Origin of the sequence: Leptospira jelokensis, from assembly GCF_004769635.1 — a bacterium.
Taxonomy (GTDB): domain Bacteria; phylum Spirochaetota; class Leptospiria; order Leptospirales; family Leptospiraceae; genus Leptospira_A; species Leptospira_A jelokensis.
This window is the reverse complement of record NZ_RQGH01000023.1, coordinates 33344-57508: the sequence shown is the minus strand read 5'-3', so window position 1 is coordinate 57508 and position 24165 is coordinate 33344. Positions and strand designations below refer to the sequence as shown.

Genomic DNA, 24165 nt, shown 5'->3' with positions numbered 1-24165 from the left:
TTAGAGAATCACAAAGATCGTCATCATCCCAATGGCAAGTACCACAAGCATAATGATATAAGGCATCAAATGGAAACTTTCATCGGCCGCTAAATTCGGATTTTGTTTGGATTTTGAAATTTTAGCTGTTGGAGATGCAACTGAGTTCATGATGTTCGCTGCACCTTGGCTACTATCGGTTGTTTTGATTTTCACTGAATTTTCTTCTTCAATGATTTTTCCATAAATTTGTTCGTTGATTTTGATCACGACTTCCGAAAAATTTTTGTTATTCGAAATGTTCACGATCTTGGCAGGGATTTGTTTGATGGCACCTGATTCTTCTTTGAGTTCCAAGGTATTGATGATGGAATCAGTGACTGCATCTCCTGGCACCAAACGAACATACACATTATCACCTGCCTTTAGTTCTACGAGTGGCACACCATTGACAGGAGAGAGTTGGAACTTAAACTGCACAATTTGTTTGTCAGCAGGGATGAGAAACCCAGAGGCCTGCGGAACAGGAGTGACAGGAGGTGCTTCTTTTTTGGCAATTTCCTCTTCATCCACAGTCGTTTTTGTCATCTCATTTGGATCAATCAGTTCGAAGTGGATTTCCACTTTGGGCTCAGAATTTCCGGCCGTTCGTTTGTGAATTTCACTGAAAACAAAGTCCAAACGATCCGTAAGATTGTGGTCCATATAATGTAAGATCTCTTCTAAAAAACTCTCCGAACCAAATTTGGTTTTGATGAGTTCTTGGAGGGACTTTGTGATGTTTTTTTGTTGTTCGCCTTTGTAAATGACACGTTGCATTCGGTTGTAAAAGTCTTGGAATGTGGACCGAACTGGCAAAAGGGCGAGGGGGCTTGTACAAGAAACACCCTCATATTTCACCGATTTGATTTCAACCGGGTCAATGATGGCAGAAACCATGGTGTACACCATATTGGCTTCGTCTCGTAGATTGACTTTGACAGAATAATAGTTTGGTGTTTCAGGCATAAGGTTCTTTTTTGACAGTATCCATCTTTCAAAGAAAGCTGTCAAAAAGATTAGGTCATCATGGGAATCGTCTCTTTAATCACAATCCGTTACATCCGAGGGTCCCGCGTTTTGGGTTTCCTCTCCATCAAATCCAGGCTTTCGTTCATCGTGATGGCAGTGGGAGTAGGCCTTCTTGTTGTGGTCCTTTCGATTTTCAATGGGTTCCAAAAACAAGTGAAGGAATCCCTTTGGCAAGGTGGCCCTCATATCACCATTGAAAATTCCTATGGATCCGGTGCCATTTATGATTACGAAACGGTGATTGCACACTTACAATCGGACCCGAAACTTGCTGAATCCTTTGTTTCTGTGGAAGGGAATATCACAAGCCACGGCCTCATCCAAAGCAATAATAACTTCAATCCTATCATGATCCGTGCCGTGCCCATTGATTCGATTGAAAAATTAGTCGAAAATGGCCTTCCCAATTTTCCAAGAATTTTGCAATACAACCGGGATGAAATTTCCTCAATCAATTCCAAAAAGATGGTCGTTGTGGGAAAGGAAATGAGCGCCATTTACGGGTATGGAATTGGACGTGAGATCACCATGGCAGTCCCTGGAGGCAGGTTCACTGTGGAACGAGGGGTCCAAGTGAACGTACAGTCCTTTCGTTTGGTAGGACTTTTCAAAACAGGGTATTACAATTACGATTCGAAATTTGTTTTTTTATCCCTTCCGCAGGCCCAGGAATTTTTTAAGATGAAAGGTGCGGTCAACCAAATAGCGATTAAGGTTCGTTCCCTGGATGATTTAAAACTCACCAAACATAGAATCTTATCTAGGTTAAACGAAGAGAACTGGAACCAAAAGATCCAGGATGATACTTCTTGGTCTGTTCGAACGATTGCGGAAGAACAAGAGAACTTCCTTGCGGCACTCCGTTTGGAAAAAACCATCATCTCCATCATTGTCTTTTTGTTCATCGTGCTTGCCGCCCTTGGGATGGTTGCCACTGTCCACTCTCTCATTCGTGCCAAACGAAGGTCCATTGGAACTTTGAAAGCACTTGGACTTGCTTCCAATGATATCCTTCTCATCTTCACACTCAATGCAATGATCGTTGGTATTTTATCCTCTCTTGTGGGTGGGATGACGGGGATTTTTATCGCCACAAAATTGGAAGTCATCATCAATGCCATTTCTGAAATCATCAATGGTGTGGGAAGTCTTCTCAATCCTGGGGATTGGGACCCAGTGGAACTTGTTCCGAAAGACATCTATTACTTTGATCATATCCCAGTTGATATTGATATTTCCTTTATTTTTATGGTGACGACTGCTGCTACCATTCTCTCTGGCCTTGCTGGGTACTTCCCTGCACGCATGGCCGCCAATCTAAACCCAGTGGATACGATTCGCAATGACTAATTCTGAACTCAAACCAACAGTCTCCGTACGAAAACTTGAAAAGCATTACCAAGTTGTCGACAAACGGTACCATATCATCTCAGGCCTCGACTTTGAAGTGTTACCTGGTGAAATCGTATCAGTAGAAGGAGCGTCTGGTGTTGGGAAGTCAACACTCCTCAATATCCTCGGCGCCATGGACTCGTTTGACGATGGTGAGGTGGAAGTTTGTGGTGTGTCACTAAAAAACCTAAACGAAAAACAAAGAGAAAGTTTTCGTGCCGAAAAAATTTCTTTTATCTTCCAACAACATTTATTACTCCCTGATTTTACAGCTTTGGAAAATGTGATGATGCCCCTTCTCATTGCCAGGATGAATCCTAACCAAGCAAAAGCACAAGCAATCGACATTCTAAAAAAAGTAGGCCTTGGCGAACGTACAGAAAGTTTTCCGTCCCAACTCTCTGGTGGTGAAAGTGCACGAGTGGGAGTGGCACGTGCTCTTGTGGGGAGGCGCCAACTCATCCTCGCAGATGAACCAACGGGAAACCTTGACCGGGACAACTCAAGGCATCTTATGGATCTCATCAAAGAACTCCAAAATGAATTTAAGTTTTCCCTTATCCTTGTGACACATGATTTGGAACTTGCGTCCATGGCACACAAACGGAATCGGATCGTCTCTGGTAAGTTAACGCCCGTAAGCCTGTGATGTTTTGCCGATTCTGTGGGACCACAGAGTCTCAGTTTCGGATTTCAGGAAAGTTTGGCTGTGAACATTGTGTCTCACAGTTTTCCTTTCCTAAAAAAAAGAAAACTACCTCCATTCCAAAATCCCTACTCGAGGAGATCGAAGGCATCCTTACGAAATCGGAGCCATACACCAGGATCCTATCATTTCGGACACGTTTGACTCGTAACCTAAAACAGAACCTTTTCCCTTTTTACGATCCTAAGGTAGATGGAGTAAAACGTCTGTTAGCCGAGAATGGTTTTTTAGACCTCTTGGTAGAAAATGAGAATTCGTTTTTGATGGGGGATGATGCTTTGTTCCGGTTGTATTTGGGTGGAGAGGACCATTTGCGTTTTGAGGTTTTGCGAAGCGGCAGGAGACAGGAAGGAATTGAGAGGGAAACGGACCTAAGCCAGGAAAATGCAAAAAGAAAAAAGTTTAGATCCTTACTTCGGTTCCTGTACCAAAAACAATTTTGGGCGTTTGCAAAAGGCATGGGTTACATCGCCTCTTGTCCAACCAATTTAGGAATGGGCAGGAGGGATTCCCTCCTCCTCGGCATCGAAGCTGGTGTCGATCCACGCTTCTTTTCCCTTTTTGAGAAACTTTCTGAATTTGGTATAGAAATTGCTCCATCCACCGATCATAGAAGAGAGTCCCTGGGAAAGTTCCGAGGGCTTGTCGTAAAAATCTCGTGGAAGAACGCATACGCGGTCCAAAAACGTCAGTTTTACAAAATTCTTGGTTTACGAGGCTCCCTTTGACCCAGTACGGTCAAGATGGGAACAAGGACGTTCGTCTAATTACTAAAGGCAGGGTGCGGCATGTTGGAATTCACCAAAAGAGCAAAAAGAGTCATCAACGAAATCGCCCAAGATGAGGCTAAACGTTTAGGTTCCGATTTTATCGGTCCTGAACACATTCTACTTGGGCTTCTCCGGGAGGAGGACTCTGTCGCGATTAAGATTCTCACGAATCTAAACATCAATTTAAACGAACTCCGAAAGGAAGTAGAGAAACGTACCCGAGAGGGTTCGGGGGCTTTGTTACTCGATGTCAGCCAAGGGCAAGACAAGTACCAAAAAATGATCGAAGTTTCCAAAGAAGAGGCAAAACGCCTCAAACATAACTATGTGGGAACGGAACACATCTTACTCGCATTACTTCGTGATAATAATAATATCGCTGGTGGGTCATTATCTTCCTTTAGCGTGAACTACAATGTGATCAAATCGGAAATTTTACGCCTTCTCGGTGCACCTCCTTCGGGTGCAGTCGGCGGTGGGACAACTGGTACACAGTCCACAGGGCAAAGCCAAACACAAACGGCAACACCGAGACAGGAAAAAAGTAAAACTCCGATCCTGGATGAATTTGCACGTGACCTGACTCAACTTGCACGCGAAAAAAAATTGGACCCAGTCATTGGGCGTTCGAAAGAAATCGAACGTGTGATCCAAATTTTATCCCGTAAAACGAAAAACAACCCAGTCCTTGTCGGAGAATCGGGTGTGGGAAAAACAGCGATTGTGGAAGGCCTTGCGCAAGCAGTGGTTGAAAAATTAGTACCAGATCTACTTTTCGACAAACGAGTGTTATCTCTTGATTTGGCAAGCCTGATCGCAGGTACCAAATACCGTGGTGAGTTTGAAGAACGATTGAAAAAAATCATGAAAGAAATCGTCACTTCCCAAAACATCATCATCTTTATCGATGAGTTGCACACACTGATTGGAGCTGGCGCTGCGGAAGGGGCAGTGGATGCCGCTAACATTTTAAAACCTGCACTGGCACGTGGGGAATTACAATGTATTGGTGCGACAACGAATAACGAGTATCGTAAATACATCGAAAAAGATTCTGCACTAGAACGTAGGTTCCAAATGGTGAAGGTTCTTGAACCATCGGTTGGCGATGCGGTTCTCATTTTGGATGGTTTGAAAAAAGCATACGAAGCACACCATAAGGTGCGTTATTCGGAAAAGGCCATCGAACAAGCTGTGAAGTTATCACACCGTTACATCAACGACAGGTTTTTACCAGACAAAGCGATTGATATCATCGATGAAGCTGGGGCAAAAGCACGCCTTGCCAATTGCCAAAGACCCAATGAAATCAAAGAGATTGAAGAAGAGATCAAAGCTCTTTCAGTCAAAAAAGAAGATTTGGTACGTAGCCAAGAATACGAAAAAGCGGCAGCCGTTCGCGATGAAGTGAATCGTAAGAAAGGTGAATTGGAAGAAAAAACCAAACAATGGCAAGAACGTATGGAAGGGTATGCCGTTTCGATTGAAGAAGAAGACATACTCTCTGTTGTGAGTTTATGGACTGGAATTCCATTGAAAAAAATGGAACAATCCGAAAACACAAAACTTCTCAATTTGGAAGAAGACATCAAGGCTCGTATCGTGGGTCAAACCGAGGCCATTGAAAAAGTGGCCCGTGCGGTGAGACGTTCCCGAACTGGTCTAAAAAGTGAGAAACGCCCAACAGGATCGTTTATCTTCCTTGGGCCAACCGGTGTAGGGAAAACAGAGCTTGCAAAAGCTCTCGCTGAACAGCTGTTTGGTTCAGAAGACAATATGCTTCGCATCGATATGTCGGAATACATGGAACCACATGCAGTTTCCAGACTGATCGGAGCACCTCCTGGTTATGTTGGCTATGATGATGGTGGCCAACTTACAGAATTTGTAAGAAGGAAACCATATAGTTTGGTACTTTTGGATGAAATTGAAAAAGCGCACCATGATTTGTTTAATATCCTGCTCCAGATTATGGAAGAAGGGAATTTAACAGATACAAAAGGTCGTAAAGTAAATTTCCGAGACACCATTATCATCATGACCTCAAACATTGCCGCCAAAGAAATTTCCAAAGGTGGAAGATTGGGATTTGAAGATTTTGCGGAAGAAAGAGAGTCCTACAAAGCGGAACAAGCGAGAGAACAACTTAAAAAACATTTTAACCCTGAGTTTTTAAACCGTGTGGATGAAGTCGTTTATTTTGCTCCTCTTAAAAAAGAAGAAATCGTTAGCATTGTGGATATCATGTTAAAGGATTTTAACAAACGTTTGACGGAGAAAAAAGTTCTCGTAGAGCTCACTTTGGGTGCCAAGGAACATTTTGCAACCATTGGATACGACCAAAACTATGGAGCGCGTCCACTCAGACGAGTGTTCCAAAGAGAATTGGAAGATTATATGGCAGTGCAGTCGCTGAAAGGGGTATATGACAACCCTACTAAAATTTTAGTAGATTTGGCGGAAGGAAAACTTGTGTATTCCGAAACCCCTTGGTCTGACTACAAAGAAGTTCCAAAAAAAGATGATGGTTCTTCGCCAAACACAGAGGAAAAAGACTTAGCTCTCGTTTAGAGAGTGATGGGGAAGGCGAAAGGAAATGGCAATTCTCATTCCCCTCGTCTTCCTATTTTCCTACTTTTTCATTCGTAAAATTTGGTTCCAACTGCGGAAAATTCGCACGGTTGGAACCATCGAACGAATTGAACTCGGTTACATCCGACCCAATTTAATCCTACCTGAAGTCAAAGTTCATTATAAATACTATTTCCAATCTGGTTTGTATTTTGGGTCTGGGTATCTCAGTTTATCCGATTTTTTGCCCACAGAAGATTTCCACCTGCACTTGGGGCCCGGTGAAAATCCAATCCTCTATGTGGGGGATATGGAAATCATTACCGAAGAACATATCGAACATTACTTGCTTTCCAAAGGGGGAAGCGTTTTCCTATACCTGGACCCTATTGAACCTTACCATTCTAGGATTGATACGGTCAATTTGAACTCCATTACGGTTCCCTCGGATCTATTATGAAACATTTACTTCACATCATGGCTGTTATTTGCCTTCTCGTATCCTCAGTTTACGCTCAAGATAAGGAACAGGTTGGTTCTGCCTACTTCCAGGCAGTTGATGAATACAAAACAAAAAATTATGCAAAATCAATCGAACTTGTGAAGAGCCTGCTCGTAGATGGGAAATCATCCTACGAATTTTATGCCTTACTTGCTTTCAACTACGATAAGTTAAACGATTTTGACAATGCCTACAAAAACATGTTGGAAGCAAGAAAACGAAAACCCGATGATGAAGACCTCTTACAAGGTAGCCTTGCGATTTTAACTCGCCATAAAAAATGGAAACCTGCGATTGAACTTGCGGAAAAAGCCATTCCAATGTATCCACAAAATCCAGAGATACGATATTTTTACGCGTTAGCCCTCTCTGAAAAAGGAGCTTCTAAAACGGCCCTCTCCCAAATTGAAAAGGCAAAAGCAGGAAGCCCAAGTGATGCCCGTATGCTTGAGTTAGAAGGTAAAATTTATTACCAATTAAAAAACTACGACAAGGCCGATATGAGTTTACGTTGGGCATCTAGCATCAACCAGAACTCCAGTGAAATTTGGAATAACCTAGCTCTTGTCCAAGAATCGCTTTATCGAGTAAATAAAAAATTGGGAAAAAAGAATCTTGCAAATCCCTATTTGGAGGAAGCAAAAACCTGTATTGAAAAGGCTTCATCCTTAAATGGAGAAAGTAATACCATCAAAGAAAATTCAAAAAGGATTTTGGCACTCACAGCCCTGTGAAAATCAAGTTTCATACACTCGGTTGTCGTTTGAATTTTTTTGAGACAGATGGAATGTACTCTGTACTCAAAGATAAGGGTTTCACACTTGCCCAGGCAGATGAAAATGCACAGTATATCGTCGTCAATACATGTACTGTAACAAACAAAGCCGATGTTAAAAACCGAAACATCATCCGTAATGCCATTAGGTCAAACCCTGGAGCAAAAGTATTTGTGACTGGTTGTTATGCGGAGACTGATAAAGAAGTATTACAAAATATCCCAGGTGTCTATGGAGTGTTTGGGAATACCGAAAAAAGTTCTTTGCCTTACCAAATCTTAGCGGACTGGGAAGGTAAATCCTATTCACAAACTCAAAATTTAGATCGATTTTCCTACTCGGATGTTCTGCCAGAGGGGCACACTCGTGCTTACTTAAAAATCCAAGATGGTTGCAACAGAAAATGTTCTTATTGTAAAATCCCAGCGGCAAGGGGACTCGGAGTGAGTCGCAACTACGGGGACATTTTAGACCAAGTCAAATACTTACAAGACAATGGTGTTGGTGAAATCCAGTTAACTGGTGTTAATTTAGGTTGGTATCGTTTAGAAAATGGAGAAAAGGGTTTTTTAAATTTATTGGAAGACATATTAAAAATTTTAGAATACTCTCGCATTCGTTTGTCTTCCATTGAACCTCCAGATGTGGGATCCGGATTACTCGATCTCATGTCACACCCCAGGTTTTGTAAATTTTTACATGTTCCAATCCAAAGTGGAAGTCGAAAAATCTTAAAAGAAATGAGACGAACCTACCACCCTGATGCGTTTCGCACTCGGATCGAACTTGCCAAGTCAAAACTTCCCAATTTGTTTTTGGGAACAGACGTGATCGTGGGATTCCCTTCTGAATCTGAAGTTGAGTTTCAGGAAACAAAACAATTGCTAGTTGAGCTTGGTTTTGCAAAATTACATGTTTTTCCATATTCTGTGAGAAAAGGAACCACTGCTGAAAGTTTGGGAGATCCTATCCCAGGAGATGAAAAAAAACGCCGAGTTTTGGATCTTATGGCACTGAGTTCCACATTACACCAAACCTATGCAAAAACGGCAATCGGGAAAACCTTTGAGGCGATTTTGGAGAATGATGGAAGGCTTGTGACTGATAATTATTTAAAAGGACAACTTCCGCAATCGTTTCCAATTGATACCTTACAAAATGGTCAGTTTGTCGATGTTAGGTGTGAAGAATATTTCCCCGCCAAAGACAAAGAAGGTGAATTTCTCTTCACCTTTGCTAGATAATCCTTTCGAAAAAGTATATCCAAATACAACGAAACTTTTATGATAAGGTCATCATGAGTCGTAAAAAAATCTACGGTTCAATCGCATCGATTGTAATCATTCTAATTTTAATTTTCGTGTTTTTATTTCGTGGTTCGAAATCCGATCGGCTTACCGTAAAGAAAGGATCCCTTGTGGAGGCAGTGTATGCTTTGGGTACAGTAAAACCGATTGATAGTTTCGTATTAAAATTTGGAATTGCTGCCTCAGTCCGTGATATCTTTGTTGAAGAAGGACAGTCCGTAAAAAAAGGAGAACCTCTCCTTGTGAATGATTCAGGAATTACCTTTCGTTCTCCTATCACTGGCACCATTACCAAATTGAGTATCGCAAAAAATGAAACAGCAATGCCTGGGTTACCCGTACTCGAAATCCAAAATCTAAAAGAAGTGTATGTATCAGTATCCCTCGACCAAGAATCAGCCTTACGTGTAAAACCAGGACAACATGCCCAACTCAGTTTTGAATCCATTCGAGGTAATATTTACAAAGGAGAGGTGGAACGAATTTATCCATCGAATGGACAATTTTTGGTCCGAATCTCGCCTAATGAATTGCCTCAAGGGATTTTACCTGATATGACAACCGACGTCGCCATCGAAGTTTCTTCCAAGGATAATGTAATCCTTGTCCCACTGGTTGCAGTAGAAAGAGGGAAGGTCACACGTTATCGCAGTGGGAAACGAGAAAAAATTGAAATCCGAATTGGTGCCATCAATTCAGAGTTTGGTGAACTCATACAAGGTGATTTACTCGAAGGTGATGAGGTTCTCGTAAAACATTAGATGTTATTCCTTGCCATACGCCAAATTTTTTCTAGACCACAACAATCACTGCTAACTCTGATTGGGATTATCCTTGGGACAGCGGGGTACATTGTTTTTTCAGGGATTATGCTTGGTTTCCAGGCGGTGATTACAGACCAATTGGTAAATTCAGATGGCCAAATCAAAATATCTCCTAAGGATGAACTTATCACCGAACGTACATTTGATGATGTGTTTTTCCAAGGGAAAGAAGTGCGTTGGGTTTCGCCACCTTCTGGTAGAACCGATAACTCTCGCTTAACTAACGTTCTTGGATGGATGGACAAATTATCAAATGACCACCGGGTCGTGTCTTTTGCCCCACAACTCTCAAAAGAAGTGATCTTTGTGAATGGAAAAGCAACTGCTCCTGCAAGATTTGTAGGTGTGGATCCAAATATCCAACCAAAAGTGACCAATTTAAGTGATTACATTGTAGAAGGGAAATTGTCAGATCTTTCGCGTGGGACTTCCCTTGCCATTGCCGGTGAAGGGGTTCTCAACAAATTGGGAGCAAAAGTTGATGACACAATCTTTGTTTATATCCCAGGGACTGACCTCATCCCCATCAAAATTGTTGGGATTTTGAGTACAGGAAATCGATTAGTGGACGAAGTGACAGTTTACTCCTCAGTATCATCAGTACAAAGTATCACCAAGTCCAGTGGCGAGATTTCGCAAATCATCGTCAAAATTAAAGACATTCGTATGGCAAAGGAAATTGCAGAAGACTGGCGGTACTTTAGCAAGGATAAAGTGGAAAGTTGGGATGAAGTGAATGCAAGCATTTTACAAGTTTTTCGAACACAAGACATCGTTCGAAATTCCACCACCTTTACCATCATACTTGTAGTTGCATTCGGAATTTATAATATACTCAATATGGTAGTGAACCAGAAAAAAAAGGAAGTTGCGATCCTTCGTTCGATTGGATTTGATGAGAAGGATACGATCCAATTGTTTATCTTCCAAGGTTTGTTTTTAGGGACTCTTGGTGCCATCATTGGAATCTTTGTTGGTATCATTGGTTGTTACTACATTGATGGAATTCCGATTGGTGACCCAAAACAAAATTCAAAGGCACTCATGAAAACAATGATGATTTCCTGGGATGTGATGATTTATGTAAAAGGTTTCACCATAGCAGTCCTCAGTGCCTCCATTGCTAGTTATATCCCAGCTCGTATGGCAAGCAGGCTTTCACCGGTTGACATCATCCGAGGTGCCACATGAGCTTAGGGATTGTAGCCGAAAAAATTTGTAAATCCTTTGGGGAACCAGCCCAAGTTGTGTTACAAGATGTTTCTCTTGCCATCAAAGAAGGAGACTTTGTGGCACTCACTGGAAAGTCAGGTTCTGGAAAATCGACACTTTTGTACATTGTGAGTGGACTTGATTTCCCAACCAGTGGTGACGTGAAACTCAGTGGGAAATCTTTACAACAAATGGATAGTAAAGAACTCCATGCCTTACGAAACCAATCGATTGGATTTGTTTTCCAATTCCATTATTTATTACCGGAGTTAACGGGATTAGAAAATATCACGATGCCTGCTCGAAAAACGGGGCACCATAAACAAGTCGAAGAGTATGCATTACACCTGATGGAAAGTTTTTCTGTTTCCCATTGCAAGGACAAGTTTCCAAACCAAATGTCTGGTGGGGAAGGGCAAAGGGTTGCCATTGCTCGTGCCCTTGTCCAAAAACCAAAGTTTTTGTTTGCCGATGAACCTACCGGAAACTTAGATTCGGTTAACGGTGATAAGGTGATGGAGATCTTTAAGAAGATCAATTCGGATGATGGCACTACAATTCTTTTTGTAACGCATGACCCTGATTATGCGGCAACTGCCAGGCAAAGGATCCATATGGTCGATGGAAAAATTGCTGAAATTTCATAAAAAATCTGCTATAGTAGCCTAAATCCGATTCTATAGCAGATATATTCCAAAAAAAATGATGAATTCGTATGCTCCTCACCAAATTTGGTAAGAGACATGTTTGAACATTTTGAAACCGAAGCCATCCGCATCCAAACCAAACGTACAGGGGAAAAGGAACACTCCACCCCCTTATTTTTAACTTCTAGTTTTGTTTTTGATGATGCGGAACATGCAAGGGCACTCTTTGCAGAAGAGGTTACGGGGAACCAATACACTCGTTTTTCTAATCCCAATACGACTGAGCTTATCGAAAAATTATGTGCACTAGAAAATACGGAAGATGGGATCGCAACTGCCTCCGGAATGTCTGCCGTATTCACTTCGATCTTTGGGCTTGTGAAATCTGGAGATCATATTGTATCCGCAAGAGCTATCTTTGGATCCACCCATCAAATTTTTGCAAACATCTTACCACGGTTTGGTGTGACCACAACTTATGTGGACATTGATAAACCACAGGATTGGGAAACAGCGATCAAAGAAAATACAAAAATCGTTTATATCGAAACTCCATCGAACCCAGGTCTTGATATCGTAGATCTGGAATGGGTATCTGCTTTGTGTAAAAAAAAGAAAGCGATCCTCATTGTGGATAATTGTTTTTGTTCTCCGTACATCCAACGTCCTGCAGATTTTGGTGCAGACATTGTAATCCACTCCGCAACCAAATACCTAGATGGCCAAGGGAGAGTCATTGCAGGTGTGATTTTAGGAAAAAAAGAATACATCCAACCCATTCGGTATATGGCAAGGAATACTGGCCCATCGCTTTCTCCTATGAATGCTTGGATCATATCCAAAAGTTTAGAAACTTTGGCAGTTCGTATGGACCGTCATGCTGAGAATGCGATGAAGTTAGCAACCTTTTTGCAGGAATCAAACGATGTCGAGTTTGTTCGGTATCCATTTCTACCAAATGATCCCGGTTATGCGATTGCAAAAAAACAAATGCGATCTGGTGGTGGGATTGTTTCGTTTGTGATCAAGGGTGGAGTGGAGCGAGCAAAGAAATTTTTAGATGCTCTGAAATGGTTCTCATTGACTGCGAATTTGGGGGATACGAGGACAACGGTCACTCATCCAACTACCACCACTCATTCCAAACTCACAGAACAGGAACGTTTGGCTGTTGGAATTTTGCCAGGTCTCATTCGGATTTCTGTTGGATTGGAGCATATTGACGACATCATTTCGGAAGTGAAACAGGCACTGGCAAACTCAAAGTAAACAATACGTAACGGCTATCTTTTTTTTCAGATAGGGAAAGTTGTAACTGCTTTTTGGTTTCGGCTGAAAGCAGGTTCCCTTTCTCACGAAGGCTTTCTTCAAAACTTCGGATATAATGTTCGTCAGGATCCACTTCAATCTCCCAGTCTAAGGTTTTGATTGCTTTTTCATCCAGTGTGAAACGAAATGATACATTGTGTGAATTCCCTGGTGTAATCCGTGTATCATAGTATTCTTCCGTTAGGTTAGTGTTCACAAGCCTTCCCAAAATGGATTCCTCAATCAATTTCCGATTTCCAAATTGGTTTTTACCAAAAAATCTTAAGTAAACTTTTGGGATAAGATAGGTAGGGAATTTATGTCCAATTCCAATTGACTTAAGTTTCGCATCGATTTGGATTTCACCATTCGCTGTTCTCGTCAAACTCCATGAAGGTTGTAACCCAGCACGAACAAAATCGGGATCATGGATGCCTTTCCAAGTATGATCCCTGTTTGGCATATGGCAATTTTGGCATTGGATTCCTTTTTTGGCAAACGAGGTATTTTCCCATTCTTGATAAACTTCCATCAGGTGTTTGCCATTTAGTTTTTGCCCAGATTCTGGGCTTTCGTGACAAGATTGACAAAATGCGGAGGATTCAAACTCCTCTTGCACCTTAAATCCGTTATGTGGTAAATTTGCCTGGAGGGTTGTCAACTGATTTGCAGTTAGATTCCGTGATGGTGGGCCATACCAAATTTGATTTCGAATATGACAACTTGCACATTGGATGGAAGGATTTGAAATTCCACTTGGGAAGTGTTTACGTTTTGAGTCTAAAATTTCATGTGTTTGAAACGTTTCGGAAATTTCCGCCTTTGTTTCCGGAAGAGGGGAATGGCAGTGCAAACATCGGTTCCATTCCTCAAAGGAAAGGATTTCCTTTTGCCATAAAATTCCATTCCCAATTGACTTCGCATGGAAACTCGATTGCCATGCTTTGAATTGGTTTTCATGGCAATTGGCACATTGTTTAGGATCCAAATTGGACTCAATCTGAGTGAGTTGGACTTCCGGATTCCTTTGGGTGGAAAGAGGGTGATTCCAATGTTCTGATAAAAAAGAATCTTTTTTACAACTAACAATGGATAGTCCAATACTCATCCAGATTGTTAGCTGTAAAATTTGAGATCTCATTTCATACAAATCATTTCAATTTCATCATCCACCACAAGCATTTCCTCCGCCTCCAGTCGGACCACCTCCACCACCACCAGAGCCAGCGTTTGTAGAACTTCCTCTTAAAAAGGATTTATCTTCCTCTCGAATTTTGTTAGAAGATTTGATGAATTGCCTGGACAAATCGAGTTGGTAATTGGGAACGTTTGCGTCTGCATTGGAAGTAATCCCATCAGCCAATTGGGCGGTATCAGTCCTCCAATACGAAGCTGGTTGTGTGATGGCACTCGGGCTTGAACCTGAAGTTGGTGACCTGAGTCCTAAAGCGCCAAATTGTTTCCAACCAGCTTCATAGAACCTAGTCGGTTTTCCAAGGATTTGGTGCAGGACAAACCAAACAACTGAAGTTCGGATCCCTTCTTCACCATATAAATAAATCAATTTTTGATCCGGATAACCAGTGTTATTTAGGCTTGTTGTTAATTGCGAAAAGGTTCTAAATTGAAAACTAGTTCCATCATAAAGATCAGTTGGTATTAAGTTCGAAGCAGATTTGACTCTACCTTCATATGTAGAGACACAGGTATTGGATACAAAACTGGAATTTGTTTTTGTTGTACAATTCGAATACTTTGAACCAGAAGCGGTAGAGTTTGTGGTTCCTGTAAAAGCAGCATTTTGCCTTCCATCAATGAGATAATAACCTTCAATCGGTAGAGGGTCTACATTTTCTAAATTACTATTCCCATTTTTAAGTGAATGGATCAGGTCACCAATGGTAAGGTGCAAAGAAGTATGATCACGAAACAATGTTTTGGTGGTTCCAGCTCGATTGCTATTTGCATAATTATACGAAGAGGTTGTGAATAATGTAGATGCCGCCGTCAAATCTGCAATCGAACCATTTAAAACGGCGAGTCTTTCCTTAGGGAATCCCCAGTAGAGTAAGGAATAGTAAGCAAACGTAGCTGATGATAAATTTGATAAGTTGGATGTGTCGGAAGCAAAGACAACATAATCGATGGCTGGATCAATTCCGTAAATTGCAAAAAAATCTGAGATTTCTTTCCCTTTCCCAACGATACCATCCGTTGCTAAAACTCCATCGTCTCTGGTTTCTGATAACAAATCATTTAGATTGGTGATCGGGTATGCAAAAGATTGTTTGCCATCAAAAAATACATACCTTCCACTGGAGCCGGAAGTTTGGATTTGGAATACAATTAAATTTCCAAAAACATAACTAGGTTTATTTGTGTTCCAATTCGATAAAAACCGCGAAAGTTTTGTTCCTGTGATGAGACCACTTTCATTCAAATTGTAATCTGAATTGGATAACTTTGCAAGCTCCGCTGGAGAGTAGTTTCTAAATAAAAATGGAGTTAAGTCGAACTTAAGACTTTGAGGTAAAAAAACATACTCAGGGAGTCCTTTGCAACCAATGAATGTGACTAGAATTTGAAAATATATAAAATACTGTTTAACTTTCATAGAATCCTCTTATAAATTATAAGGTAAAGTGACAGCAAATCCGACTGTCTTTAGTTTGGCGGTATTGTAACCAGCGATGGTTTCCGAATAAAATAATGTGTAGAAGTTGCCAAAACTATCCACATAACTAAATCCGATTTCCGCATTATGAAAGATTTCCTTTCTTCCCCAAGCAGGCCTTTCATTTTGAACATAGACATCATAGGGATTGATACCATAATAGGTAGGTTGCGGGTAACGAACTAAGTTCCATGGGGGTTCTTGCCTTGGGTCCGCATACGCATATCCGCCTTGTCCGATTTGCCCACGCATACCAACAGTTAAAAACAAAGATTCAAAGAATCGTTTGTAGAGTGCACCGTAATAAAGGATATCATCTGGCACCGGGTTTTCTCGTTTGCGATAGGAAAATTCTCCAAGTCCACCAAGTCCCCACAGCCCAAAATCTTTAGCTAAGTACAAATTGACTTCGCCTCCACTTGCGCCATCACCTAAGGATTGGGGATTACGGTCATAATCTCCACGTTTGATTCCTCCGATTCGAAGTGAGATTGTGGGCATCCATCTGAATTTCGAATCAAACTCATCAAGAAGTTTATATCGGAGTCCAAAACGAGTGTCCATAAAGCCGTATTTGTCAGGAACTTCTGGAGTTTGTTGTAGTCCGAAATAACGATTAAAGACTCTGTGTTTTCCTAATCTACCAAAGCCTATCGTTAAATCTGCTGTTAGTCGGTCGGTAAAACCATATTCTAAAGCGAGGTTTGCAACTGTAATCCGAACATTATCATCATACTTTGCCTTTTGGCCAGCAAGGAAGGCACTATCATATTCAGAATGAACAAATACAGGGCGTACCCAAAGTTGTCTCTCATACGGTGCCCATGCTTGTTGCGAATATAGATTCGAAGCAAGGATTGTTAAAAAAAGAAAAAGATATCTGAGTAATTTGAAATTTGTTCTCATCATTTATCCTTCTTCTTTTCAGGAAGTTTGATATTGAATCGAACTTGAATGAAATATTCTAGGGCTTGTAATTGTTCTTCCGTGAGTTTGCCAGAGAAATCAGGTAAATTTACCCTACGTTTTTCTGTATTCGGTAAACTCCCTTGGAGGTTTTCCAATCTCTCTTCTTGGTCAGTTGTGTTAACGTTTGCATTGGTTTGTTTTTCTAAACTAACTTCTTGGTTAAAAATTGCCTTTCCTAAATGGTATTTTTCACGGTCTTGGCCTTGTGGAATGTTTGCGATGCCACCACCGCTGATCCCACCAGATGCTAAAACGATATTTGTAATAAACAAATTTATCACGATTAATAATTGAATCAAATTTTTCATAATCATTTCCCAGTTTTATATACTTATATTGAACCAAACAAAGAGTAAGTTACATATCTTACTCTTTGTTCTTTTTGCTAAATCAACGTTTGTATGCTTTGTCTTCTTCGATGATTTTTCGAGACGTAGTTGCAAACGAATTTAAGTTAGTAGGCAAATTTGGATCCACATCGCCCGCCACATTGTAATTGATCACTTCTGATAACTCAGGAATGTCAGTGCGGAAGGGTGAGTCTGAAGGAAGTTTTGGTGCAGGTCCGCCGCCAGTCAAACTACCCCATTCGATCCAACTTCCATCATAATAAGTGGAAGGGTATCCTAGGATGGCAATGTAGGAAAAGCCAGTCACTTGGGAACGGTTATTGGTTCGGCAAAGTTGGATTGCAGTTTGACCTGGTGTGTACCCACGTAACTCATAATATGCTTTGAGATCCGCTTTTGATTTAAAGCGATGTTCAGTGTCTAAAAGTCCTGTCCAAGGAACATCTTTTGCTCCTTTGATACGACCTTCAAAACCAACATACTTACCTGATACCTCGGAAGTTGTACTCTTAACAACGCCATTGTACTCATTGCTACTTCCTGATGATGACCTAGCATCAGAGATAAAGACACTCGATGTAAGCCCTGCAACATTCACATTGTTTGGATCTTTTACAGCTTTGATCACATCTTCAACTGGTAACATCAGGATTGTATTATCTACGCGAAGGCTTTTTACCGAATAACGATTGTTTAAATTTGGAGGAGTGTCTGTTGTCGAGCGAAAGGGAACAAAATTTCCATCCGTATTCACAAGTCTTGGGAGAGTTCCATTGAGGAATGCTAAGTTTTTATGGTCGAATCCCCAATAACGAAACGAATAAAATCCACGTAAGGTTCCTTGGACATGGCTTGCTTGATTGGCAGCTGAGACAAATACAACAAGGTCATTGACAGGATCAATTCCAAATCGATTGAGAATGGTATCTACTTTTGAACCGTTGGCGATAATGGAAACAGTATCACTGAGTCCACTATTTCGCTTTTGGCTAAAGCCATCACCACCGTCTAACGCATTGGCTCCATCAGAAAAAGTAAAAGAATAGACAACAACATCATTGCCATTCCCTGCGATGTATTCTTTTCCAACAGTAGTACTCGCACCATTTTGTAAGATTACCAATTTTCCATTGATGCCACTTGGTTTTGTACCTGCCCAATTGTTGACCCATTTCCCTAACGTTTGTGGTGTGATGAGTCCATATTCATTTAGGTTATAATCATCATTCGATTCTTTTGCTAATTCTACTGCTGAGTTCACTTTAATCCCATTGGAGAGGGCTAAGGCAGCCAGAAGTAAATTGTTGTTATCATTTTGTTTGTTCCCACCGCAGGCTCCGAGAAACCCCGCGGTAAAAATGGCGATCAACTGGTGTTGAAGACTTGTTTTCATATTCTATCCTTTTGTTTCATTCCAATCCTTTCTCTGTAGGGGTTGCACCAGAGACTAAAGGGGTTGGTTAAGGATAGGTTAAAATTATGAGTTTTGAGACAAAGTTTGAATTTAATTTAACAGAGGAAAACTCTGTAATAGCGTATATAATATTGGAGGATTTTCCAATCGCTTTTACAGAGTTTTAGAATGTGATTCGAAATTTGATTTCAAACGATTGGGTTATCGAAATTTTTTCGATGAGATCCATAAAAACTTAGATAATCCGTCGGATTCATTTTCGATTGAATCAAGTTCGGAAATAGGGAAAAATACACTTTCGCCCACTTCCAAATGGTAGGTTTTATTTTTTAATTTGATCTTAGAAGCTCCTAATACTTGGTAAATTTTAATATCATGAGCTTGCGGCAAATGTTGGAATTGGTTTAATTTTCCTTGTTCCAAACTCCATTCGACAAGATTCAATCGTTCTCTGTCCTCTTGGTATAAAACCCTTGATTTACTTAAGTTTTTTGAAGATATCCAAACCTTTCCCTCGTTGGCCGGGATAAACCGGGGAGATTGTGAAAATAAATCAGGGATCATTTCGGCAATGGGGATTCGTAAGGTTTTGGATAGTTTCCATAAAATCCCTATACTTGGTGTGGTTTTACCTGATTCAATAAGACCAAGCATCCCACGGCTGACTGTGGATAACTGAGACAGTTTTTCCATAGACAAACCTAATTCCAAACGCCTACGTTTTAAAGTTTCACCGAGTACAACGGTTAAGACTTCGTCTACGTTTTGATCTAAATCATTTCGTCCAATTGGTTCGTCTTTTTGTTCATCCATACCGTCATCCCTTCAGGGCTATGTTCGATATATTGGATATTTTGTAAAGTAAAATGAATATTCTGCGAAAATATAGGAAAATGCAGGAGATGGATAAAATGGCTTCCAAAACAAGAATTGGTGTTGGAATTTCATAAAGAAACTGAAAATGGAAGCCTAACCTAATATTTGTTAGATATGATAATTGGAGACTGCTAATGAGGATCCATGGTAAAATAGACTGAGAACGAGATATGATGATGAGAGGTACTAACGTTAAAAAGTACCAAGGGTTCACCACCGGGATGTTTGTGAAAATAAAATAGCCAAAGTAAAAATAAAAATCATGTTTTTGGCAGAGGACAAAAAACCTTTTGGTTTTGTTTTTTTCTTTTAACGTAAGGTAAAGGTAGATAAAAAGCAATAGGAATTGGAAAAAAAAGGGAATACTCCGTAAATTGATCGTAAAAAAGAATTTCCAGACTGGTTCAAAAAATTGGTTAAATGTAAATGTTTCACCAAAGTGATGTAAGTTGGAAAGACCAAAATCATTTGAATTGGGAAAAAGAATCAAATAAAATCCAAAAAATAGTAAGAATCCGATCGATAACGAAAGGACAACTTGAATCCAAAATGCAGGCGTTTGTTTGGAGTTTTTTAATCTCAGGTAGGGAATGAAAAGAAGACCATAGATGGAGGTTAAGAACTTCATATGGACAAGAAATCCAAAGATACCGGCACCCAATTTGAGATTTTCTTTTTTTAGGAATGTATAAAAAATCCAAAAAAATGAAACAAGTAATACTTCAAAATGTAAGTTAATGTAAACTTCTTTAATGAAAATTGGATACACCCAATACAATAACATCATAAAATTCATTTTATGTTTGGGAACAATCGCAAAACAAATTGATTCGAAGAACAAATAACTAACTTTTAAGAAAAAGGTGGAAAAACCATAGGTAAATAACGAAAAATATAGGAGGATAAAGGGACTGTAAATCGTTGTCCAATCAGGGTGATTGATTTTAGAAAGGATTTCCGAGGGTAATGGTTCTAAAAATTCCGAGAAATAGAAATTAGGTGCCACTTCGTAAGGTGAAATCCAGTTTCGGATTAAATTTCCTTCCCATAAGTATCTTGCCCAATCATCTTCCCAAACAGGAGGGAAAAAAAAGCAAAGGACCCTGAGTCCAAAACCAATGAAAAAAAATAGTTTGAAATTAAGTTGGATTACTTTTTTGGGAAAGGTTACTACTTTCAGAAAGAAAATAGTAACCAGTAGAGTGGAGGAAAATAAAATCCATTCGTACAAAAGAATTCTTATTTGTTAAAATTCAAATGATTGCAACGTTCGCAGACTTCCTCAGGGATCACTCCAATTTTCATAAGGATACCAAACATAAAACATCCTGCACACCATCCAAGAAACGATTCAAGTGATGCAAAAAACACAAGTGTTGCCAAGGTGATTTGGTAGGCTAATGTCAATCCATTGGCGAATAATACAATCGCTGTTAAACTGAAGCTAAATCCAATCAATTGTGCAAATCGTTTTGGTGGACCTGCCGAAGGAACAAACGAAATACCAAGCCAAGGTACTAAATACTTCGAAGTGATGAGCGCGAATGGCTCATACTTTGGGCCGTAACTTAAGCGAAGGGCAAAACCGAGTAATAGCAAACCTAACACTATATAGTTGGGGAATAAAATCGAAAGAACCCCTAAAAGCACAACCTTGGATGCCACAATGCGAGTGACATTTTCATTGACTACGTCCGGGTAAAATCCTAGTTTCATTTGTTTCCTCCGTTTCCTTCCAAAATGGGTGAGAGGCTATCATTTGCAAGAAAAATTCGCTTTCTTGGAGGAAATGTTTATCTTATTGACGGAAAATTCGTCTTAGAAGAGTATTAACCTTTATTTAGGAGGGGAAGATCATGAAAATTCAAAAAACCTACGGAATTTACCTCTTCTCAATTGCTTTGTTTTGGGCTTTTTGGCTCCAAATCACAGCCAATCCCGTAAAGCAAAGTCCAATCCCATGGGAAGGGCGCTGGTTTTTATCCCCCGAAGAAACGGGCCAACTCCCTGCAATTAAGCTCATTGACACGCGTTCGATCATTGCAAGGACCACTTCCCAAGTCCCGGGTGCAAAGGTATTGGGGTGGGAAGAACTTTCCCAATCAGAGGCTCCCTTTCGTGGCAAATTACGACCTGAAGCTCAAATCCAAAAAATAATTTCCAATCTCGGAATTTCTCGGAATGATTTCATCCTCGTTTTAGGTGATGGAAAAAACGGCTGGGGAGAGGAAGGTCGTATTGTCTGGAGTTTGAGGGAAGTTGGTTATCCTCATTCGTATTGGTATGACGGTAGTGTTCCTTCTTTACGAGAAGCCATCGAAAAAAGTAAACGAAACCAAAAGACTCCAAATCCAATTCAGAAATCGTCTAACATATCGAATGCGGTAGTTTTCAAAAAAACTGATATCAACTTAGAAGAGATCAAACAACAACTCAAATTTGGTAGATACCAAATCTTAGACACACGGGAACCACGTGAATTTTCGGGTGCCACTCCGTATGGCGAGTCCCGAGGTGGGCATATTCCAAGTGCCAAATTGTTTTATTACCAAACCCTATTTGATGAAGAGGGTAGGATCAAATCAAAAGAAGAGGTGGACAAAATTTTAATTCAAATTGGTGTCACACCTAAAAAACCTATCATTGCTTATTGTACGGGTGGGGTCAGGTCTGCTTTCGTAGTAGGAATTTTACGATCCTACGGTTATAATGCTTATAATTATTCTGGATCAATGTGGGAGTGGTCTTCTTACACTGATCTCCCTTTGGAAAAATAAATTTGAAACGATATCTGATTATCAGTTTTTCTTCCGTATTCACTTTGTTAACGGGTTATTTTGTTTTTCAAAGCCAACGTGAAGTTTCTTTGGAGGAAGTTTTTCCAGGGAAAATTTGGGTGAGGCCCATCGAAAACTTACCTGATCTAAAAGGAGTTGGTGCGCCAACTGCCAGAAATTGTGGGAATTGCCACACGGAAATTTATGAAGAGTGGAAATTGTCGACTCATGCAAATGCACTCAGTGACCTTCAGTTCCAATCGGAATTGGCCAAACCTAGTTCTCCGAAATGGATTTGTCTCAACTGCCACATCCCAATTCAAAACCAAAGAGAAACCATTGTCACCTCTTTACGTGGTGGAAACTATTTTGAACCAATTGAAATTCCCAATCCCAAATTTAATGCCGATATGAAAGAAGAAGCCATTACTTGTGCGACTTGCCATGTTCGCGTTGATCCCAATACAAAAGAAAGTTATGTGATTGGTGGAAGTGGTGGTACATCCCCCCCACATCCCATTCAGATCAATGGAGAGTTTTTACAAAATCGTTGTAACGATTGTCATAATGAAACATATACGCTAAATGAGTCGCTGATCTGTGCTTTCCAAACTGGTACGGAATTAAAATTAGCAGACTCCCAAAAAACATGTGCCAATTGTCATATGCCTGAGGTTAAAAGGTCTTTTGTGAAACCTTCCTTAAATCGCCCGAATCGTAATTCCCATCGTCATGGGTTTGTAGGAGGAGGTGTTCCAAAATCCTTTGCCTTTTACAAAGATCAAGTAAGATTGGGTTACAAACCAGGGATTGTACTTTCAAAAATCAGTATTAATGAGGAAAGTATTCTCCTTACCATAGAAAATCAATTTGCAAGCCACCATGTGACATCGGGTGATCCGGAACGATTCTATCGACTCATACTGGAAGGATTGAATCAAAAAGGTGAAATTCTGTATCAGGAAGAAACAAAAATTGGCCAAGAATGGGAATGGTCACCTAACGCAAAAAAAATAAGTGACAATCGAATCCATGGAATTGGAAGTTTTGAATGGAAGATAGATTTAAAAGAAAGAAATCCTTCCATAGTAAGATTCCGATTCCAGGCAATCCATGTTCGTTTAAAAAATATTACCTCTGATTATATGCAACAAACTGCAGAAATTGTGCCTTTGTCATTTCGAGAAAAAGTCAGACAGATCAAAGATTTATACCCTCACAGTTCAATTGTATTGGAAAGTATATTTGATCGCAAAGGGAAAGAGAGGAGTGATACAAAATTGGAAGAATTATTCAAACGAAATGCAAAAAGAAAAGGTGAATGATCTCATTTGCATCATTCCGGCAAGGGATGAAGAACTAAGCATTAAACAAGCATTAACTGGTCTTTTGGAAGGTTCTGGGATAGTAAAATCAAATTTCCTCGTTGTCAATAATGCTTCCAAAGACAAAACAGCTTTCATTGTCAAAGAGTTGGGAATCAAAACATTGGATTGTCCAAAAATTGGATATGGAAGTGCCTGCCTGGTTGCTTTGGAATGGATTCGATCCATGGATTTAAATCCTGAATTTATTTTATTTTGTGATGCCGATGGTTCGGACGATCCAAAGGATATCAATCGTTTGTACCAAACAATCCGTGATACCAATTCGGATTTGGTAATCGGATCAAGGACACTTGGTGTCTCAGAAATTGGATCCCTTTCACCGATCCAGATATTCGGAAACAGATTAACTTGTTTTCTCATCCGAATCTTTTTTCAAAAAAAATACACGGATATGGGGCCTCTTAGAATCATTCGTTACAAATCATTACTGCAATTGGAAATGATTGATCCTACTTGGGGTTGGAACATAGAGATGCATGTCAAAGCCCTACAAAATCAAATGAAAGTGATTGAAATTCCAGTTCATTACCGAAAACGGATTGCTGGTATCTCAAAAATTTCGGGCACAATTTCCATGTCGGTTCGCGTGGGTATAAAAATCCTCTATACTTTTTTTAAATTACTGTTTTTTCGCAAATGAAAATCTTGGGTG

23 protein-coding genes are annotated in these 24165 nt (G+C 40.2%); 14 read left to right on the top strand and 9 right to left on the bottom strand.

The window, feature by feature from the left end; all coding sequences use genetic code 11:
- Entirely contained in the window at positions 1–987 is a 987-nt protein-coding gene (locus tag EHQ62_RS08725) for a hypothetical protein (RefSeq protein ID WP_135641949.1), read from the bottom strand.
- 60 nt (positions 988–1047) lie between these two features.
- Between EHQ62_RS08725 and EHQ62_RS08720 the strand changes: the two genes are divergently transcribed.
- The 11 genes from EHQ62_RS08720 (at position 1048) to EHQ62_RS08670 (ending at position 13026) form a co-directional block, all read left to right on the top strand.
- Positions 1048–2400 (top strand): ABC transporter permease, encoded by a 1353-nt coding sequence (locus tag EHQ62_RS08720; protein ID WP_208720652.1) that lies wholly within the window; start codon positions 1048–1050, stop codon positions 2398–2400.
- Positions 2393–3091 (top strand): ABC transporter ATP-binding protein, encoded by a 699-nt coding sequence (locus EHQ62_RS08715; RefSeq protein WP_135641947.1) that lies wholly within the window; start codon positions 2393–2395, stop codon positions 3089–3091. Before EHQ62_RS08720 ends, EHQ62_RS08715 begins: the two co-directional genes overlap by 8 nt.
- Positions 3088–3876 (top strand): ATP--guanido phosphotransferase, encoded by a 789-nt coding sequence (locus EHQ62_RS08710; RefSeq protein ID WP_135641945.1) that lies wholly within the window; start codon positions 3088–3090, stop codon positions 3874–3876. The genes EHQ62_RS08715 and EHQ62_RS08710 overlap by 4 nt, the downstream gene beginning before the upstream one ends.
- Positions 3877–3936: 60 nt before the next feature.
- Entirely contained in the window at positions 3937–6489 is a 2553-nt protein-coding gene (locus EHQ62_RS08705) for an ATP-dependent Clp protease ATP-binding subunit (protein WP_135641943.1), read from the top strand.
- Between the two features lie 25 nt (positions 6490–6514).
- The gene (locus tag EHQ62_RS08700) at positions 6515–6949 is read left to right on the top strand and encodes a hypothetical protein (RefSeq protein ID WP_135641941.1); all 435 of its coding nucleotides are present in this window, start codon (positions 6515–6517) and stop codon (positions 6947–6949) included.
- Positions 6946–7725, top strand: a complete 780-nt coding sequence (locus EHQ62_RS08695) for a tetratricopeptide repeat protein (protein WP_135641939.1) — start codon at positions 6946–6948, stop codon at positions 7723–7725. Before EHQ62_RS08700 ends, EHQ62_RS08695 begins: the two co-directional genes overlap by 4 nt.
- A complete protein-coding gene (gene mtaB / locus EHQ62_RS08690) occupies positions 7722–9011 on the top strand; it encodes a tRNA (N(6)-L-threonylcarbamoyladenosine(37)-C(2))-methylthiotransferase MtaB (RefSeq protein ID WP_135641937.1) in 1290 nt (429 codons plus the stop codon). Before EHQ62_RS08695 ends, mtaB begins: the two co-directional genes overlap by 4 nt.
- A gap of 53 nt (positions 9012–9064) precedes the next feature.
- A complete protein-coding gene (locus tag EHQ62_RS08685) occupies positions 9065–9835 on the top strand; it encodes an efflux RND transporter periplasmic adaptor subunit (protein ID WP_135641935.1) in 771 nt (256 codons plus the stop codon).
- Positions 9836–11089 carry an ABC transporter permease gene (locus EHQ62_RS08680; protein ID WP_135641933.1) on the top strand — a complete coding sequence of 418 codons (1254 nt, stop codon included), beginning with the start codon at positions 9836–9838 and terminating at the stop codon, positions 11087–11089. It begins immediately after the preceding gene.
- Positions 11086–11757 (top strand): ABC transporter ATP-binding protein, encoded by a 672-nt coding sequence (locus EHQ62_RS08675; protein WP_135641931.1) that lies wholly within the window; start codon positions 11086–11088, stop codon positions 11755–11757. The genes EHQ62_RS08680 and EHQ62_RS08675 overlap by 4 nt, the downstream gene beginning before the upstream one ends.
- A gap of 96 nt (positions 11758–11853) precedes the next feature.
- Positions 11854–13026 carry a trans-sulfuration enzyme family protein gene (locus EHQ62_RS08670; protein ID WP_135641929.1) on the top strand — a complete coding sequence of 391 codons (1173 nt, stop codon included), beginning with the start codon at positions 11854–11856 and terminating at the stop codon, positions 13024–13026.
- Here the strand turns inward: EHQ62_RS08670 and EHQ62_RS08665 are convergent.
- The 8 genes from EHQ62_RS08665 to EHQ62_RS08630 form a co-directional block, all read right to left on the bottom strand.
- Positions 12986–14206, bottom strand: coding sequence for a multiheme c-type cytochrome (locus EHQ62_RS08665; RefSeq protein WP_244241707.1), 1221 nt, complete (start codon positions 14204–14206; stop codon positions 12986–12988). The two genes, EHQ62_RS08670 and EHQ62_RS08665, sit on opposite strands and share 41 nt — an antisense overlap.
- Positions 14207–14230: 24 nt before the next feature.
- Entirely contained in the window at positions 14231–15679 is a 1449-nt protein-coding gene (locus tag EHQ62_RS08660; protein ID WP_135641927.1) for a rhodanese, read from the bottom strand.
- 9 nt (positions 15680–15688) lie between these two features.
- Entirely contained in the window at positions 15689–16645 is a 957-nt protein-coding gene (locus EHQ62_RS08655; RefSeq protein WP_135641925.1) for a hypothetical protein, read from the bottom strand.
- Complete coding sequence (locus EHQ62_RS08650; RefSeq protein ID WP_135641923.1) at positions 16645–17016, bottom strand: hypothetical protein; 372 nt, start codon at positions 17014–17016, stop codon at positions 16645–16647. The genes EHQ62_RS08655 and EHQ62_RS08650 overlap by 1 nt, the downstream gene beginning before the upstream one ends.
- Positions 17017–17098: 82 nt before the next feature.
- A complete protein-coding gene (locus tag EHQ62_RS08645) occupies positions 17099–18451 on the bottom strand; it encodes a rhodanese (protein ID WP_135641921.1) in 1353 nt (450 codons plus the stop codon).
- A 222-nt stretch (positions 18452–18673) separates the two neighbouring features.
- Positions 18674–19285, bottom strand: a complete 612-nt coding sequence (locus tag EHQ62_RS08640) for a helix-turn-helix domain-containing protein (protein WP_135641919.1) — start codon at positions 19283–19285, stop codon at positions 18674–18676.
- Between the two features lie 4 nt (positions 19286–19289).
- Entirely contained in the window at positions 19290–20579 is a 1290-nt protein-coding gene (locus tag EHQ62_RS08635) for a hypothetical protein (RefSeq protein ID WP_244241706.1), read from the bottom strand.
- 8 nt (positions 20580–20587) lie between these two features.
- Positions 20588–21064, bottom strand: a complete 477-nt coding sequence (locus EHQ62_RS08630; protein WP_135641917.1) for a DUF4395 domain-containing protein — start codon at positions 21062–21064, stop codon at positions 20588–20590.
- A gap of 140 nt (positions 21065–21204) precedes the next feature.
- Here EHQ62_RS08630 and EHQ62_RS08625 point away from each other — a divergent pair, with 140 nt between their 5' ends.
- From EHQ62_RS08625 to EHQ62_RS08615, 3 genes are read left to right on the top strand one after another with little or no spacing between them, the layout of a single operon-like run.
- The gene (locus tag EHQ62_RS08625) at positions 21205–22125 is read left to right on the top strand and encodes a sulfurtransferase (RefSeq protein ID WP_135641915.1); all 921 of its coding nucleotides are present in this window, start codon (positions 21205–21207) and stop codon (positions 22123–22125) included.
- A 2-nt stretch (positions 22126–22127) separates the two neighbouring features.
- The gene (locus tag EHQ62_RS08620; RefSeq protein WP_135641913.1) at positions 22128–23450 is read left to right on the top strand and encodes a multiheme c-type cytochrome; all 1323 of its coding nucleotides are present in this window, start codon (positions 22128–22130) and stop codon (positions 23448–23450) included.
- The gene (locus EHQ62_RS08615; protein ID WP_135641911.1) at positions 23428–24153 is read left to right on the top strand and encodes a glycosyltransferase family 2 protein; all 726 of its coding nucleotides are present in this window, start codon (positions 23428–23430) and stop codon (positions 24151–24153) included. Before EHQ62_RS08620 ends, EHQ62_RS08615 begins: the two co-directional genes overlap by 23 nt.
- Positions 24154–24165 lie beyond the last annotated feature (12 nt).